This is a genomic window from Pseudomonas sp. AC016 (assembly GCF_979253365.1).
In genome coordinates this window covers 3960825-3976628 of sequence record NZ_CEEDCC010000001.1, presented here as the reverse complement: position 1 = coordinate 3976628, position 15804 = coordinate 3960825, and the positions used below count along the sequence as shown (strand labels likewise).

Genomic DNA, 15804 nt, shown 5'->3' with positions numbered 1-15804 from the left:
ACTGCCTAATCGCCATCTTTTTTTTCGAACTCTTGCGCCTCTCCCTTGCTCCAAGCTGCAACGGGCCAAGACCGGCTCTGACATGTGGAGCAATAAAGATGTACAACAAAATCCTCGCAGCAACCTTTGCACTGGCGGCATTGGCTGGCTGCAGCAACACAACCGTGCAGAACCCGGTGGACTACGTCACCTACCGCAACGAACCACTGGTCAAGCAGGTCGAGAACGGCATGACCCGCCAGCAGGTCCTGACCATCGGCGGTGAGCCGTCGTCGACCATTGATCGCAAGGTCAATACCGGCACGTGCAACAACTACGTCATGGCCAAAGACGGCCACAAACAGGTCTACCACGTCAGCTTCAACAGCGACGGTCGAGTAACCAACAAGGGTTTCATGACGTGCGAACAGCGCGAAGCGAACGAACGCGCGATGTAATGCCGATCTGAAACGAAAAAGCCCGGTGCGTAATGCATCGGGCTTTTTTATGGACGTTATTTGTACAAACGTCAGAACACCAGCTTGAACAACGCAATCACCACGATCAGGCCGATCAGGAAAATGATGCCGACGGTGCTTCCCAGAAACTTGAGCATGTGAATCTCCACGATTGAATAGGTCTCAAGGTTGGGACCGCAGGGGTGCGCGCTCGTTTCTTATATTTTTACGCATTCAGCAAAGCGTGAAACCTGCAAGATCCGATAAAACTTTCTCGCCGTTCATCACTCACAACCCTTGATGATCTTGCCGGGCAACACACAGAGCGAGACACACAAAACCTGATGAACCTGGAGATAACCCATGATTTCTGCACCACAGCTATCCGATGTAAGCAGCTTGCGCCAGCGTGCGCGCCAGAACGTTGAGAATGGTGCGGTCACTGAAGGCTACAACGCTGATCGTGAGACGGTCCTGCGCCTGCTCAATGAGTCGCTGGCCACCGAACTGGTCTGCGTACTGCGCTACAAGCGTCACTACTACATGGCGACCGGCCTGAAGGCCAGCGTTGCAGCTTCCGAGTTTCTGGAGCACGCGCAGCAGGAAGCCGAGCACGCCGACAAGCTGGCCGAGCGTATCGTGCAACTCGGCGGCGAGCCTGAGTTCAACCCCGACACCTTGTCGAAGAACTCCCACGCACAGTACGTGGCAGGCAACACCCTCAAGGAAATGGTTTACGAAGACCTGGTTGCCGAGCGCATTGCGGTCGACAGCTACCGTGAAATCATTCAGTACATCGGTGACACCGACCCGACTACCCGTCGCATCTTCGAAGAAATCCTCGCGCAGGAAGAAGAGCACGCCGACGACATGGCGGACATCCTGAACGACCTGTGATTCGGGACTGAAAGCAAAAGCCAGGATAGTTATCCTGGCTTTTTTATGGGCGTTTGTTTGTTCGCTGCGAAGCATGCAGTCCGTGACGCTCTGCGTCACCTCACGGCCGGACGCGGAGCGTCCTGAGAGGCGTTACCACGCGGGAGCGTGGGAACGATCAGCGTGATCTCAAGCACGCCGATCATGCCCATGCACCCAAGTCTTGCTGCAACCACGGACTACTGTGGGAGGCGTCACCACGTCTTCGACGTAGCGCTGTCGCGCAGCAAACTCAGTGGGAGCGGACTTGTCCGCGAAGGCCAGTACATCCGACGAATATTCATCGTCTGAAATACAGTATTCGCGGACAAGTCCGCTCCCACAAAATCCAGTTTCTTCAGTAAGTTACAGGTTGTTTGATAAGAGGCGGCTTGCCGGCGATGCTTTTTCTGAAGCGACCTGTCAGTGACTGAACTGACGCCATCGCCGGCAAGCCGCCTCCCACGGGGTATGCATTCAGTCAGTCACTTTCGTTCTGGCTCCCGTTTTGCGCGTCTTCCGGGCTTGTGTATGACGATGAGCGCAGAGCGTGGGAACGATCAGCGCAGGGTTGACGATCAAGCCCGGTGCAGACGCTTACTTGACGGTCTTCGGCGCCTTGCCTGAGCGCATCTGCTCGAGCAACGGACCACACTGGTTCGGCTCACTGTCGCCCGTCGCGACCAGCGCCAGCAACCCGGCCGCAGGCCCGATGGTAGCACCCAGCAGGACCATCCCTGCGCCACGCAGCAGCAGCGGACCGGACTGCACGCCCGCATTGGGCCGGGCGAACGGGCCGTTGACGTACAGCGGCGAGCGCAGAGAGAACACGCGGAAACCTTTGGACTCGGGGTTGATCTGCAGGTCCAGTTGCTCGGTCTTCATGTTGGCCGTGCCGCTGATGTAGATGATCGCGTTCTCGGTATCGAAGACGAACAGCCGACTGGTCGCCAGCCCGTCCTTGATGCCGAAATCGGACGCAGCGCAGTTGATCTTCACGTCCTTGTCGCCGAACAGTTTGCCGACCACGTAGTTGCCCACGTTGAGCCCGGCGATTTCCATCAGGCCACGGCTGATCGCGCCGTCGTTGACCAGCATTTTCATTTCGCCATTGGCCGTGCCAAGCAGCGCCGCAATCGAATTGCCGCGCCCCGAGATATCCGCATCGCCGTTCAGCTCACCAAAGCTGGTCTTCATCGGCTCGAACGTCGGGAACAACTGCTTGAGCTTGAAGTTGCGCGCTGACAGCTTCGCCCGGCCCAGCAGCGGCTTGTCACGTCCATCGAGGCGAATGTCCGCGTCCAGCTTGCCGCCCGCCACGCCGAAGCGCAGTGGCTCCAGGCTGAGCTGGCCGTCGTTCAGAATCAGATGCGTATAAAGGTCGGTGAACGGCAGGTCCGGGCTCTGGACGATGCGCTTGCCGGTGAACTCGACGTCCGCATCCATCGCGCGCCAACGGTCGGTCTGGAACTCCTCGACCGGCAGCACCTTGCCCGAAGGCTGCTTGCTCTCACCGCCACGCTTTTTCTGAGCCGCGTTGGAGTCGGCACCGATGAGCGGCGCCAGATCACTGAACAGCAATTGATCGGACACCAAAACACCCGTCAGCTTGGGCCGTGGCTGGCTGGCGACATAGCCCAGATCACCATGGATATCGCTTTTGCCGATCTTGCCATTGAATTTCTCGTAACTGAAACTGGCGCCCGCCGGATCATGCAGTTTGGCGATAAGGCGACCGTCCGTTGAATAGGCAGGCGAGTCTGGCAGCGTGACGCCTGTCAGCGGGTAAAGATTACTCAGGCTGGCACCCGACAGTTTCAGGCGCAGGTCCAGCGCGCCGAGGTTCTGCGGGTCGGTCACGGTGCCGGCGATCACCACATGGGTATCGCCCACCTTCACATCGGCCTGCACCGGAAATGGCTGAGCGGCGTCCTTCAAAGCCAACAGGCCACCGATCTTGCCAGTGCCGTTGAGTTGCTGGCCGTGGTACTGACCTTTGACGGCCAGACCAAAGGCGTAGTCCTGAGGCACGGTGCCCTTGTCCTGAGCCTTCTTCGCTTCCTTGCTGCCGACGATTTCGCCAAACGGAATCGGCTTGCCGAGCATGTCGATCACCACGTCCAGCTGGGTGCTCAGGGTCTGGTCGTTGAAGCCCACCACGCCTTTGTCGAACTTGATCGCACCGATGTCCACTTCCCATTTCGTCGGCTCGGCATTGGGGTCGGACTTGGGCAGGTCAAACACCCAGTTGGCACGACCGTCGGCCAGGCGCTCCAGCTTCGCTTCAGGCCCGGTCAGGTCAATGCGCGGAATGACCACGTGCTGCACCAGCAATGGCAGCAGCGACAGACGAAACTCCACCTGCTTGAGCGTGACCATTTGCGGCTGTTTCGACCACTCCGGATTGCCTAGTGTCAGGTCTTCCGCCACGAAATGTGGTGAGGGCACCCACGCGCGCCAGCCACCCAGCTCAGGCTCGCGCGACCAGCGCACGTCCAGATTGCCATTGATGGCGAACGGGCGATGCAGCGCTTCGCTGACTTTTTCATTGAGGGTGGGTTTGATGCGGTTCCAGTCGAAAGTGACAATCACAATGACCAACACGGCCAGCACCACCAGCAAAGCGGCACCTGTCCACGCGAAAATCCTACGGCTGCGCGTCATGCATGACTCTCCAGAAAACAGTGCCCCTGCCTTGGTGCACTGAATACGACATGCCCTTTCGACTGACAAAAGCGCCGAGGGTTTGATCGGCTTGGGCAAATAAGCCAACAGCCTTTAAAAGTGAGCTGGTCTAATGACCCCGGACACCTCAATGGGGGAAACTATACCCATTGAGGACTTACCATGACCAAGAAATACAGAAAGTTCGATGCAGCCTTCAAGCTCGATGTCTGCAAGCTCATTGTTGATCAGGGCCAGAGTGTGAACTCGGTCTGCCTGGACATGAATCTGAGCGATACCGCAGTGCGGCGCTGGGTTGAGCAATACAAGGCCGAGCTATTGGGTGGTCCCGGAATCGGCAATCCTTTGACCAGCGAGCAGCAACGTATTCGCCAGCTGGAGCAGCAGATTCGCGAGCTGAAAATGGACAACGACATCCTAAAAAAAGCTACGGCCTTCTTTGCCCGCGAATTGAAGTGATCCACCAAATGGTTCACCAATTGCAAAGCAAGGCCTACCCGGTTGCTCGTGTCTGCCGGGTGTTGCGGATCAGTCGTTCCGGGTTCTATGAGGCCCATCAGCGGCAGTTGAACCCTAAACCTGTCTGCACCGCTGTTACCAGGATCAAGGCCATATTCGAGGCCAGCGAGCACTGTTATGGCAGCCGTCGCACACTGAACCTGCTGCGCGCTGAAGGCATGTCCATTGGCCGTTTCAAGGTCCGTCGTCTTATGAAGCAACAAGGTCTTCGCCCTGTCTGGAAACGTAAATTCGTCCACACGACCAACAGCAATCACAACCTGCCGGTGGCTGAAAACCTGCTCAACCGCCAGTTCAACCCCGAGGCAATCAACCGGTCCTGGGTTGCGGATATCACTTATATTCGCACGCGTAGCGGTTGGGTGTATCTGGCAGCAGTCATGGATCTGTTCTCGCGCAAGATCGTGGGCTGGGCTATGGCGACTCATATGCGGGCCGAACTGGTGATCAGCGCCATGCAACTGGCCGTCGCTCAACGGCAGCCCGAGCCGGGCCTGATCGCTCACTCGGACAGGGGCAGTCAGTACGCCGGCGCGGCCTATCAAGCGCTGCTGGCGCGCCACGATATGCGGTGCAGCATGAGCCGCAAGGGTAATTGCTGGGACAACGCGGTGATGGAGCGCTTCTTCCTGAACCTGAAAATGGAGCGCACCTGGAGGAAGGATTATGCCAACCAGGGTGAAGCGATAAAGGACATCAGCGATTACATCGTGCGGTTCTACAACGAGAGTCGATTGCACTCGACACTGGGCTACGTACCGCCCAATCATTATGAGCGGCAAGCGGCCTGACAACCACCGATTGAGGTGTCCGGAAAAAGTTGACCACTACAAAGACCACCGGCAAAACTCAATCATTTTGGTTGATTCCCACCATCATCTTTATGAACTTCTTTACACACAGGCCCGGCGTCATAGTGCACGCCTACACCATCTTCCGCTCTTTCGAGGAGCACAGCCATGAAACCCCATCTATTACTCAGCCTGTTTCTGTCCATCTTCGCCGCCAATGCCTTCGCCGCTCCGGAGCAGGATCGCGAGCAGCGTCTGGCTGAAAACGGTCCAGATCGTCTGGTGCAGCAATACCAGCGAGTCTGATCACGCCAGCCATTTGAAAAAAGCCTTTCGACGCAGGCAAAGCGCATTTGTTAAAGTGCGACGCAGTGTTTATCCAGAATCGTTTGAGCCATGCTGCCCCGCGCCGAACAGAAACAACAGACCCGAAGAGCCTTGCTGGACGCCGCCCACCAGTTGATGGAGAGCGGACGCGGTTTCGGCAGCCTCAGCCTGCGCGAAGTCGCCCGCACGGCAGGTATCGTGCCGACCGGCTTCTATCGCCACTTCGAAGATATGGATCAGTTGGGTCTGGTGCTGGTCAGCGAGGTCGGTCAGACCTTTCGTGAAACCATCCGCCTGGTGCGGCACAACGAATTCGCCATGGGCGGGCTGATTCGTGCGTCGGTAAAGATCTTTCTGGAACGTGTGGCTGCCAACCGCTCGCAGTTCCTGTTTCTGGCGCGGGAACAGTACGGCGGCTCGCTCAAGGTCCGTCAGGCACTGGGCGCTTTGCGCGAAGGCATCAGCGCCGACCTGACCGCCGACCTCGCCAAAATGCCCAAGTGGAAGCATCTGAACGCTGAATCGCTGTCGATCATTGCCGACCTTGTCGTTAAAAGCGTGTTCGCCATGCTACCCGAACTGATCGACCCGCCCCCCGCCTCGCTCGCCCCACACCTTACGCCACAAGCCAAGATTACCCAGCAGTTGCGCTTCATCTTCATCGGCGCACGGCACTGGCGTGGTTTGGGCAGTCATGAGTGATCAATGAGCTTGCGGTAACGATCGTTCCTCACGCTCCGCGTGGGAATGCCTCGCAGGACGCTCTGCGTCCCGGCGTACTTGCTGGAACGTATATGGCCGGACTTATCACCCCACTCGATTGCACCACATTGAATCGCCCGATATTTAACGCACCAAAAAAGCACACTCCATTCAGTCAATAAGCCCATTCCGTCAGCCATTTCCCACTCCCTGCACTGTTGGCAAGCCCCTTGCTCTGCTTTGAGGCATCGCAATTGGCTGGAAGCTATCTGATGCTGGTGATTCACAACCGAATCGAACCTCAGGCCGAATGGGCCGCCGAGTTGCACTTGAATTTCGAGGCGCGCAGCAAGAGCCGTCTGCGCTGCTTCAGTGCAGAAAACGAAGACGTGGGGCTGTTCCTGCAACGCGGACAATCGCCCCTGCGCGACGGCGAGTTTCTCCAGGCCGAGGACGGTCGCATCGTGCGCGTCTGCGCCCGCCCCGAAAAACTGATGCACGTGACCTGCAGCAGCACCTTCGAACTGACCCGCGCGGCCTATCACCTGGGCAATCGCCACGTGGCCCTGCAAGTGGGCGACGGTTGGCTACGACTGCTCGACGACTACGTGCTCAAGGCCATGCTCGATCAACTGGGTGCGACCACCGAAACCATCGAAGCGCCGTTCCAGCCGGAACATGGTGCCTATGGCGGCGGGCACCACCATTCACGCGCTGGCGAAGAGGATTTCAATTATCCCCCTCGCCTGCACCAGTTCGGCGTGCGCACGTGAACAGCGCCTGGGCGCTTTTGCGCCTGGCCAGTCCGCAGTTGCCGATTGGCGGCTACAGCTATTCCCAGGGTCTGGAGATGGCGGTGGAACAGTCCATCGTGACCAATCCACAGACAGCCGCCCGCTGGATCGGCGATCAGTTGCTGCTCAACCTCGCACGCTTTGAAGCGCCGCTCCTGCTGGCGCACTGCCAGGCGGCTGCGGACGAAGACTGGGGGCAATTGCTGCAACTCAGCGAGCAACATCGCGCCAGCCGGGAAACCCGCGAACTGCATCTGGAAAGCCGGCAGATGGGTTATTCCCTGCAACAGCTGCTCAACGGCCTGCCCGAGCTGGACCGCTGCGCGCGAGGCTTTCTGGAACAGACAACCGAGCCGCATCTGGCACTCGGCTGGGCGCTGGCCGCCCGCGCCTGGCAGATCAGCCCGCAGGATGCGCTGGCCGCCTGGCTCTGGAGCTGGCTGGAAAACCAGCTGGCGGTGCTGATGAAAACACTGCCGCTCGGCCAGCAGGCTGCACAACGCCTGACCAGCGAGCTGCTGCCACTGTTGCAGCAGGCGCAGGCCAGTGCCACTGAACAGGATATACGCCATTGCGGCAGTGCGGCCTTTGGCCTGTCACTGGCGAGCATGGCCCACGAACGTCAATACAGCCGGTTATTCCGGTCCTGATAAGTACCTCTGGAGAACTCAATGAACAGCCAACCCCTGCGCGTCGGCATCGGTGGCCCGGTCGGCTCCGGCAAGACGGCCCTGACCCTGGCTCTGTGTCTCGCGTTGCGTGACCGCTATAACCTGGCGGTCGTGACCAACGATATCTACACCCGCGAAGACGCAGACTTTCTGGTGCGTAACGAGGCACTGGCGCCCGAGCGCATCATCGGCGTGGAAACCGGGGGCTGCCCGCATACCGCGATTCGCGAGGACGCCTCGATCAACCTGGAAGCCGTTGACCAGCTCAACCGCCGCTTCGAAGGTCTGGATCTGATCATCGTCGAATCCGGTGGCGACAACCTGTCCGCCACCTTCAGTCCGGAGCTGTCCGATCTGACCATCTACGTGATCGACGTGTCGGCAGGCGACAAGCTGCCACGCAAGGGCGGTCCGGGCATCTGCAAATCGGATCTGCTGGTGATCAACAAGATAGACCTCGCGCCGCTGGTAGGCGCCTCGCTGGAGATGATGGACAGCGACACCCGCCGGATGCGCGTTGAAAAACCGTTCGTCTTCAGCAACCAGAAAACCGGCCAGGGTCTGGAACAGATCATTGCCTTCATTGAACGCCAGGGCCTGCTGAACGCGGCCGCCTGATCCCACGCAAAGGAAACCCTCGATGAACTACAAAAAAGTCCTCGGCGCCCTCGCCCTCCTGCTGATCCCAACCCTTGCACTGGCGCATCCCGGCCATGGTGATAACGGTCTGATCGCCGGCATCAGCCACCCGATTGGCGGTCTGGATCACTTGCTGGCGATGCTCGCCGTCGGTCTGTGGGCCGCGCAGCAACAAGGCTCCGCACGCTGGGCTCTGCCTTGCACCTTCGTCGGCACCATGCTGATTGGTGGTGTACTGGGCTTTGAAGGTTTGAACCTGCCTGCGCTGGAAAGCGGTATCGCAGCCTCGGTATTGGCGCTGGGCCTGGCCGTCGCGCTGGCCATTCGTCCACCACTGGCTCTTGCCGTTGCAGCGACCGCGATGTTCGCACTGTTCCACGGCGTGGCGCACGGCCTTGAGTTGCCGGAAATGTCCAGCCCGTGGGCCTATGCTGCCGGTTTCGTTGCTGCGACTGCCGCCCTGCATGCTGCTGGCTACGCGGTCGTTCGCGTACTGCCGCAGGCCGCGGCGCCGCTGGTGCGCCTGGCCGGTGCCGCGTCTGCCGCGACAGGCGTCTGGTTGCTGGCAGGCTGATTTTTTCCTGATCACGCCTCCACTGATCGTTCCCATGCTCCGCGTGGGAACGCCTCTCAGGACGCTCCGCGTCCGGTGTTGAGGTTGCATCACAGGCACGATCAGCAAGGCCCATCGAGACTTGCCCGGCAATCCTGCTAACATGTCGCGCATCTCGATACAGCCGCGACGACAGCCGATGCCCCATGCTTCCAGCTCCGCCCCCACGCCTGACATGACCTCGGTCTTCGCTGCCTTGCAGGCGCACTTCCTGAAGGTGATCGTGCCGCTCTGGCAAGGCCCTGGCTGGAATGCGCAACTGGCGCTGCCGTATGAAGCCCTTGACGCAAACCATCAACCGCTGCCACCCCAACGCTATCGGGCCATGGCCTGCGCGCGGCAGCTGTTTCTGTTTTCCAGCCTGATCGATCACGACGAGATACCGGACGCTGCTGTACGCGCCGGTGCACTGTTCCGCTCGTTGCAGCAGCACTTCCACGACGGCGAGCATGGCGGCTGGTTCTACAGCATCGACCCACAGGGCAAACCGCTGGACCGTCGCAAGGATCTGTACACCCACGCCTTCATCATCTTCGCCTGCGCCCATTACTGGGCGAAGTCGAAGGATCCGCTTGCGGAGTCCGTGCTCAACGCAGCGCTCAACGTCGTTGCCGAGCGCTTTGCCGACGGCAACGGCTTGTACGAAGCGCAACTGGATGAAGGCTGGTCAACGCTCGGCACCGGCCCTTTACAGAACCCGTTGATGCACCTAGCAGAAGCCTTTCTGGCCACGCTGTCGGTGCGTGCCGACCCGGCGACGCAGGCGGCGATGGACGCGCTGGCCGTCAACATGCAGCAGCGCTTTGTGGATAAAACCACGGGCGTAATGCTCGAGAAGCCGCTGGGTGCTGTGGATAACTGGTATGAGCCGGGGCATCAGTTCGAGTGGTTCTTCCTGCTGGAATCGTCACCCGAGATGCACGGCAGGCCCTTGCATGACTCCATGACCCGTGCGTTCGCCCATGCACAGGCACAAGGCGTGGATCCACAGAACGGAGCTGTCACGGCAACGTTGACGCTGGATGGAAAGGTGCAGGACAGCACACAGCGCATCTGGGCGCAGGCTGAGTACTTGCGGGCGATGGCCTTGCGGCCGGAGTGCGAGTCAGCGCTCAGCCAGCAACTGCTCGACTTCGAACAGCGCTTCCTGCATGCGAACGGCTGGAACGAGTGTGTCGACACGGATGGCACGGTGAGCCGCAGCGACATGCCATCGACCACACCCTACCATCTGGCTACCTGCTACATCGGGCTGGCGGACTATCTGGAAAACCGCTTTGTCACAGCTTTCCCGCCGCCCATGCCCGAAAAAGACTGATCAGCCGCGATTGCGATCGATCGCAAAGCCCGCCCAGGTCTGGCTGACCGGCATCAATTCAAGGCTGTTGATGTTGACGTGGGCCGGTGTGTTCATGATCCAGAAGATCGTATCGGCAATGTCCTGCGGCTGGATCGGCTCTGCACCCGCGTAGGTCGCATCGTACTTGGTCTGATCACCACCGAAACGCACCAGCGAGAACTCGCTTTCGCACAAACCTGGCTCCAGATTGGTGACTCGCACGCCTGTTCCGACAAGGTCATTGCGCAGGTTGAGCGAGAACTGCCCGACGAACGCTTTTGTGCCACCGTAAACGTTGCCGCCCGGATACGGGTAATTGCCCGCCACCGAGCCCAGGTTGACGATGCTGGCACCGCGGCCATGCGCGATCAGGCGCGGCAGCAGCAGGCGCGTGGTGTAGACCAGACCTTTGACGTTGGTGTCGATCATGGTGTCCCAATCGTCCAGATCGCACTTGGGTGCAGGATCAATGCCCAGCGCCAGACCTGCGTTGTTGATCAGGCCCTGAATCGTGGCGAACGCTTCCGGCAGCTCGGCGATAGCGCTTTCCATGGCCGCACGATCACGCACGTCCAGCACCAGTGTGTGAACCCTGGTCTGCTTCGACAACTCGGCGCTCAGCGCGTCCAGGCGGTCCTTTCGGCGGCCGGTCAGCACCAGCGACCAGCCAGCTTCAGCGAAACGACGCGCGCACGCCTCGCCAAACCCGGAAGTGGCGCCTGTAATGAATACGGTGGAAGTCATCTCGTTCTCCTGACATGGCGCAGCCTGTTGCTCGGTAAAGCGGCGCAGCCTGTTAATAAATAAAGCGAAAAAGGAAGCATGCCCGTCACGAACGCTCTGGATCAAGCCTGGGGATAAATCCCGCGATCAAGCCGGCCAGCTGTACAAAAAACATACACCTCAAGCAAAGCCATACGCAGCAAGGCCTGCAGGCAGTTTTGCCCACGTTATCCACAGTCAGACCCACAAAATCCGGGGGCAACTCTGAAACGCTGAATCACCCGCAGACCGGGGCCTGTAGCGAGGCATGCAAAGTTTTTTCCTTGACTTTGATCGGTAGGGCAAGTGAACGATGAAGGTCGTGTGAACGCATGATGGCCTACAGCCCAGCATCTGTGCCGCCTACCCCACTCTTTCCAACGCTTGCCCACAGAGTTATCCACAGGTTGAACAGGCGGATAAACTGTATGAACAACCAGCCCTCAGGCAGTTGACAAACGCCCCGAATGAAAGCTGAAAACTGCCTGTACGATTTTTGAACACTTCGCTGTAACCCTTATGCATAAAGGCCTGCAGCTAAATACTCCCAAGTTATTAACAGTCGGATCCACAGTAAACCTGAACAAGTCGAAAGCGTGACAAAACAACCGTTTGCAGCGGTTTTATGTCGCACTTCCAAGGTCCGTCAAAATTGTTTTCCACAATTCTGAAAAGCGACGCCCCGGGTGTAAAACACCCGGGGCGCACGATTGAAACAGCATGAATTGCCAGACCGTCAGTGACCGCCCAGATAGGCGTTCCTGACCTCCTCATTGACCAGCAATTCCTGACCGGTGCCCGACAGGCGGATCTCGCCGTTGACCATCACGTAAGCGCGGTCAGACAGCTTCAGCGCATGGTTGGCGTTCTGCTCGACCAGAAAGATGGTCATGCCGGTCGCGGCCAGCTCACGCAAGGTGGCGAAGATCTGCTTCACGATGATCGGCGCCAGGCCCAGGCTCGGCTCGTCGAGCAGCAGCAATTTCGGACGGCTCATCAAGGCTCGGGCGATGGCCAGCATTTGCTGTTCGCCACCGGACATCGTCATGGCGCGCTGGTTACGACGCTCCTTGAGGCGCGGAAACAGATCGAACATGCGCTGCATGTCTTCAGCCGAGTGCTTGTCGCCAATCGGGATGGTGCCCATCATCAGGTTTTCCTCGACCGACATGTCGGGGAACACCCGCCGCCCTTCCGGCGACTGCGCAATGCCGTTGGACGCGATGTAGTGCGACGACTTCTGAGTGATGTCAGTGCCCTGATAGATGATCTGCCCGCTGGCCGCACGGGGCTGACCGAAAATCGACATCAGTAGCGTGGACTTGCCCGCACCATTGGAGCCGATCAGGCTGACCGTCTCGCCCTCGTCGATGTGCAGCGATACCTTCTTGAGGGCCTGGATCGGCCCGTAAAACACATCGATCTCTTTCAGTTCGAGGATCGGCTTGCTCATACCAATTCCTCTTCATCAGCGCCCAGATACGCGGCGATCACTTTCGGGTCGTTGCGGATCTGCTCCGGTCCGCCTGCGGCAATCACGTTGCCGTGGTCCAGCACCACAATGTCATCGGAGATACCCATCACCATGCCCATGTCATGCTCGATGAGCACGATGGTCATGTCATGCTCATCGCGCAGCAGACGGATCATGCCGCTCAGGGCTTCGGTTTCCTGCGGGTTGAGGCCTGCAGCAGGCTCATCCAGGCAGATCACCTGCGGACGCGTGCACATGGCCCGGGCGATTTCCAGGCGGCGTTGCTGCCCGTAAGACAGCTCACCGGCCAGACGGTTGGCGCAATCCACCAGATCCACGACTTCCAGCCAGTAGAACGCGGTGTTGAGTGCGTCTTCCTCGGCCTTGCGGTAGCCGCGGGTGTTGAGGATCCCGCTGATCAGGCTGCGATTGACCCACATGTGCTGGGCGACCAGCAGGTTTTCGACTACCGACATTTCCTTGAACAGGCGAATGTTCTGGAAGGTCCGCGCCAGACCCGCCCGGTTGACCAGGTGGGTGCCGCCGAACATCTTGTAGTACACGCGGCTCAGGAAGCTTTTCGGCGACACGAAGTCGCTGCCCTTGAACGGCTCGCCCAGCAGCTTGATGACGTTGGTGGTCTTGCCACGGGTATGCAGCTCGATACGCCCTCCCGTGGCCTTGTAGAAACCGGTCAGGCAGTTGAAGACCGTGGTCTTGCCCGCGCCGTTGGGGCCGATCAGGGCGAAGATCGAGTTGCGGCGAACCTTGAGGCTCACGTCGCTGAGGGCCTTGATGCCACCGAAATGCATCATCAGGTGTTCGACGGAAAGAATCACTTCGTTGCTCATTGCGTGGCTCCTTCCTTGACCAGCGCACCCTTGCGCGGAACCACACCGGTACGGCTGATGCGGATCAGGCCGCGTGGCCGCCAGATCATCATCAACACCATCAGAATCCCGAACAGCAGCACGCGGTACTCAGAAAAGCTGCGCAGCAGTTCAGGCGCAACAGTCAACACGAAGGCTGCGATCACCACACCTACCGTCGATCCCATACCGCCGAGCACCACGATGGCCAGAATCAGCGCCGATTCGAAGAAGGTGAACGAGGTCGGGTTGACGAAGCCCTGATAGCTCGCGAAAAAAACGCCCGCAAGACCCGCCGTTGATGCACCGATAGTGAAAGCCGACAGCTTGACCAGCACGTGGTTGAGGCCCATCGAGCGGCAGGCGATTTCATCTTCACGCAGCGCTTCCCAGGCACGGCCAATCGGCATGCGCGTCAGGCGATGTTTGACGAACAGCACCGCCAGCACCACGAGGAACAGCACGGTGTAGATGAACAGGAATTTCAGGTCCGGGTTGTAATCGAAGCCGAAATACTCATGAATCGGAATCCCGCCGTCCTTCGCACGACGACCGAATTCCAGGCCGAAAAACGTTGGCGAGGGCACCGGCACACCGTTTGGGCCGCCAGTGAACGACAGCCAGTTGTTGAGCACCAGACGGATGATCTCGCCAAAGCCCAGCGTCACGATGGCCAGATAGTCGCCATGCATGCGCAGCACCGGAAAGCCCAGAATGCAGCCCGCCAACGCTGCCGCAATCGCCGCCAGAGGCAGCGCCGACCAGAATCCCAGCCCGAGGTATTGATAGCCCAGCGCAAGACCGTAGGCCCCGATGGCATAGAACGCCACGTAGCCCAGATCGAGCAGCCCGGCCAGACCGACCACGATGTTCAGGCCCAGCCCCAGCAGCACATAGATCAGCCCGAGAATGACCACGGTCAGCAGGTATTTGTTGGCGAAGATGGGGAACACGATGGCGATCACGATCAGCAGCGGAATGATCCAGTACAGGCTCGACTTGTGATCGGGTTTGAGCACGTGCACGCCCGACCCCGAACTCTCGAAGCTCTGGGAGATACGCACGCCTCTGGGCGTCTGCAGAAACAGACTCATCAGGAAGCGCCCGAGCATGACGATTGCCACCAGCCAGGCCACACGGGTCGGCTGCAGGTTGAAGCTGTAGCCATCGAGCACGATGCCGACGATAGGACCGAACACGATCAGTGCCAGCAATCCGGCCACCACGGCATCGATCAGGCTTTTCTTGATATCAACAGGTTTAGCGATAGGAGCGGACATACTTATACCTTCGCCACGAGTGGGCGACCCAGCAGGCCTTGGGGACGGAAAATCAGGATCAATACCAGCAGGCCGAAACTGAACACGTCTTTGTAGTCGGAGTTGATCAGACCGGAGAACTGCGACTCGGCAACTCCCAGAATCAAACCGCCAAGCATCGCGCCAGGCAGCGAGCCGATCCCGCCCAGTACGGCGGCAGTGAACGCCTTGATGCCGATCACGAAGCCTGCGTAGAAGTCGAACGTGCCGTAGTTCATGGTGATCAGCACGCCCGCCAGTGCCGCCATGGCCGCACCGATGATGAACACGTAGGAGATGACCCGGTCGGTGTTGATCCCCAGGATCGACGCCATCTTGCGGTCCTGCTGGGTCGCGCGGCACATGCGGCCCAGCTTGGTGTACTTGATGATGTAGGTCAGCACGCCCATGCCGACGAAGGCGGCAATGAGGATGAAGATCTTGGTGTAGGTGATCTGCACGAAGCCGGTGCCGATCTCGAAGCGCCAGGCGCCTTCAAGCAACGTTGGAACACCCTGCTGTCGCGCGCCCTGACTGATCTGCGCATAGTTCTGCAGAATCAGCGAAATACCGATGGCGCTGATCAGCGGCGCCAGCCGGGTCGAGTTGCGCAGCGGCTTGTAGGCCACACGCTCGATCACGAACCCGTAAACGCCCGTCACCACGATGGTGAAGATCAGCGTCCCGAGGATCAGGAATGGAAAGGATTCCAGTCCGAAGAAAGACAGTACCGCCAGGCCGATCGCGGCCAGGTAGGCGGAAATCATGTACACGTCGCCGTGGGCGAAGTTGATCATGCCGATGATGCCGTAGACCATCGTATAGCCGATGGCTATGAGGCCGTAGACCGACCCGAGTGTCAGTCCGTTGATCATTTGCTGCAGGAAGATACCGTCCATCACGCACGCTCACACACTTGAAAGGCAGCTCAGCATTCCATCCGCCTGGCCCTCGTGAGGCGCGGCGAAC

Annotated in this window: 17 protein-coding genes; 10 read left to right on the top strand and 7 right to left on the bottom strand. The window is 59.3% G+C overall.

The window, feature by feature from the left end:
* The first annotated feature begins 98 nt into the window (after window positions 1-98).
* A complete protein-coding gene (gene osmE, locus AC0IXS_RS17870; RefSeq protein ID WP_029241995.1) occupies window positions 99-437 on the top strand; it encodes an osmotically-inducible lipoprotein OsmE in 339 nt (112 codons plus the stop codon).
* Window positions 438-508: 71 nt separating this feature from the next.
* On the opposite strand, the gene AC0IXS_RS17865 is transcribed toward osmE, so the two are convergent.
* Window positions 509-607 (bottom strand): small membrane protein YohP, encoded by a 99-nt coding sequence (locus tag AC0IXS_RS17865; protein WP_442587048.1) that lies wholly within the window; start codon window positions 605-607, stop codon window positions 509-511.
* Between the two features lie 193 nt (window positions 608-800).
* On the opposite strand from AC0IXS_RS17865, the gene AC0IXS_RS17860 reads away from it, so the two are divergent.
* Window positions 801-1334, top strand: coding sequence for a ferritin-like domain-containing protein (locus AC0IXS_RS17860; protein WP_004887290.1), 534 nt, complete (start codon window positions 801-803; stop codon window positions 1332-1334).
* A gap of 615 nt (window positions 1335-1949) precedes the next feature.
* On the opposite strand, the gene AC0IXS_RS17855 is transcribed toward AC0IXS_RS17860, so the two are convergent.
* Window positions 1950-4016, bottom strand: coding sequence for an AsmA family protein (locus AC0IXS_RS17855; protein ID WP_449125552.1), 2067 nt, complete (start codon window positions 4014-4016; stop codon window positions 1950-1952).
* A 183-nt stretch (window positions 4017-4199) separates the two neighbouring features.
* Between AC0IXS_RS17855 and AC0IXS_RS17850 the strand changes: the two genes are divergently transcribed.
* The 8 genes from AC0IXS_RS17850 to AC0IXS_RS17815 all read left to right on the top strand — a co-directional run bounded on the left by AC0IXS_RS17850 (window position 4200) and on the right by AC0IXS_RS17815 (window position 10411).
* A protein-coding gene (locus tag AC0IXS_RS17850) for an IS3 family transposase (RefSeq protein WP_122318624.1) occupies window positions 4200-5347 on the top strand; the annotation gives its coding sequence in 2 pieces (ribosomal slippage) (window positions 4200-4455 and window positions 4455-5347; 1149 coding nt in all).
* 168 nt (window positions 5348-5515) lie between these two features.
* Complete coding sequence (locus AC0IXS_RS17845) at window positions 5516-5653, top strand: hypothetical protein (protein WP_155400979.1); 138 nt, start codon at window positions 5516-5518, stop codon at window positions 5651-5653.
* A gap of 90 nt (window positions 5654-5743) precedes the next feature.
* Window positions 5744-6376: a TetR family transcriptional regulator gene (locus AC0IXS_RS17840; protein WP_004883632.1), complete on the top strand. Its 633-nt coding sequence runs from the start codon at window positions 5744-5746 to the stop codon at window positions 6374-6376.
* 272 nt (window positions 6377-6648) lie between these two features.
* The gene (gene ureE / locus AC0IXS_RS17835; RefSeq protein ID WP_004883631.1) at window positions 6649-7149 is read left to right on the top strand and encodes an urease accessory protein UreE; all 501 of its coding nucleotides are present in this window, start codon (window positions 6649-6651) and stop codon (window positions 7147-7149) included.
* On the top strand, window positions 7146-7820 hold the full coding sequence (locus tag AC0IXS_RS17830) for an urease accessory protein UreF (RefSeq protein ID WP_122668722.1): 675 nt from the start codon (window positions 7146-7148) through the stop codon (window positions 7818-7820). The genes ureE and AC0IXS_RS17830 overlap by 4 nt, the downstream gene beginning before the upstream one ends.
* A gap of 21 nt (window positions 7821-7841) precedes the next feature.
* The gene (gene ureG, locus AC0IXS_RS17825; RefSeq protein WP_471825310.1) at window positions 7842-8459 is read left to right on the top strand and encodes an urease accessory protein UreG; all 618 of its coding nucleotides are present in this window, start codon (window positions 7842-7844) and stop codon (window positions 8457-8459) included.
* A 22-nt stretch (window positions 8460-8481) separates the two neighbouring features.
* On the top strand, window positions 8482-9054 hold the full coding sequence (locus AC0IXS_RS17820; protein WP_057410820.1) for a HupE/UreJ family protein: 573 nt from the start codon (window positions 8482-8484) through the stop codon (window positions 9052-9054).
* A 142-nt stretch (window positions 9055-9196) separates the two neighbouring features.
* Window positions 9197-10411 (top strand): AGE family epimerase/isomerase, encoded by a 1215-nt coding sequence (locus AC0IXS_RS17815; RefSeq protein ID WP_471825308.1) that lies wholly within the window; start codon window positions 9197-9199, stop codon window positions 10409-10411.
* Here the strand turns inward: AC0IXS_RS17815 and AC0IXS_RS17810 are convergent, their stop codons facing one another.
* The 5 genes from AC0IXS_RS17810 to AC0IXS_RS17790 all read right to left on the bottom strand — a co-directional run bounded on the left by AC0IXS_RS17810 (window position 10412) and on the right by AC0IXS_RS17790 (window position 15734).
* On the bottom strand, window positions 10412-11176 hold the full coding sequence (locus tag AC0IXS_RS17810; RefSeq protein WP_471825306.1) for an SDR family oxidoreductase: 765 nt from the start codon (window positions 11174-11176) through the stop codon (window positions 10412-10414).
* Between the two features lie 754 nt (window positions 11177-11930).
* Window positions 11931-12647 (bottom strand): ABC transporter ATP-binding protein, encoded by a 717-nt coding sequence (locus AC0IXS_RS17805; RefSeq protein ID WP_004883620.1) that lies wholly within the window; start codon window positions 12645-12647, stop codon window positions 11931-11933.
* The gene (locus tag AC0IXS_RS17800) at window positions 12644-13519 is read right to left on the bottom strand and encodes an ABC transporter ATP-binding protein (RefSeq protein WP_025996914.1); all 876 of its coding nucleotides are present in this window, start codon (window positions 13517-13519) and stop codon (window positions 12644-12646) included. Before AC0IXS_RS17800 ends, AC0IXS_RS17805 begins: the two co-directional genes overlap by 4 nt.
* A complete protein-coding gene (gene livM, locus AC0IXS_RS17795; RefSeq protein ID WP_122433086.1) occupies window positions 13516-14817 on the bottom strand; it encodes a high-affinity branched-chain amino acid ABC transporter permease LivM in 1302 nt (433 codons plus the stop codon). The genes AC0IXS_RS17800 and livM overlap by 4 nt, the downstream gene beginning before the upstream one ends.
* A 2-nt stretch (window positions 14818-14819) precedes the next feature.
* Entirely contained in the window at window positions 14820-15734 is a 915-nt protein-coding gene (locus AC0IXS_RS17790) for an ABC transporter permease subunit (protein WP_004883614.1), read from the bottom strand.
* Window positions 15735-15804: the final 70 nt, after the last annotated feature.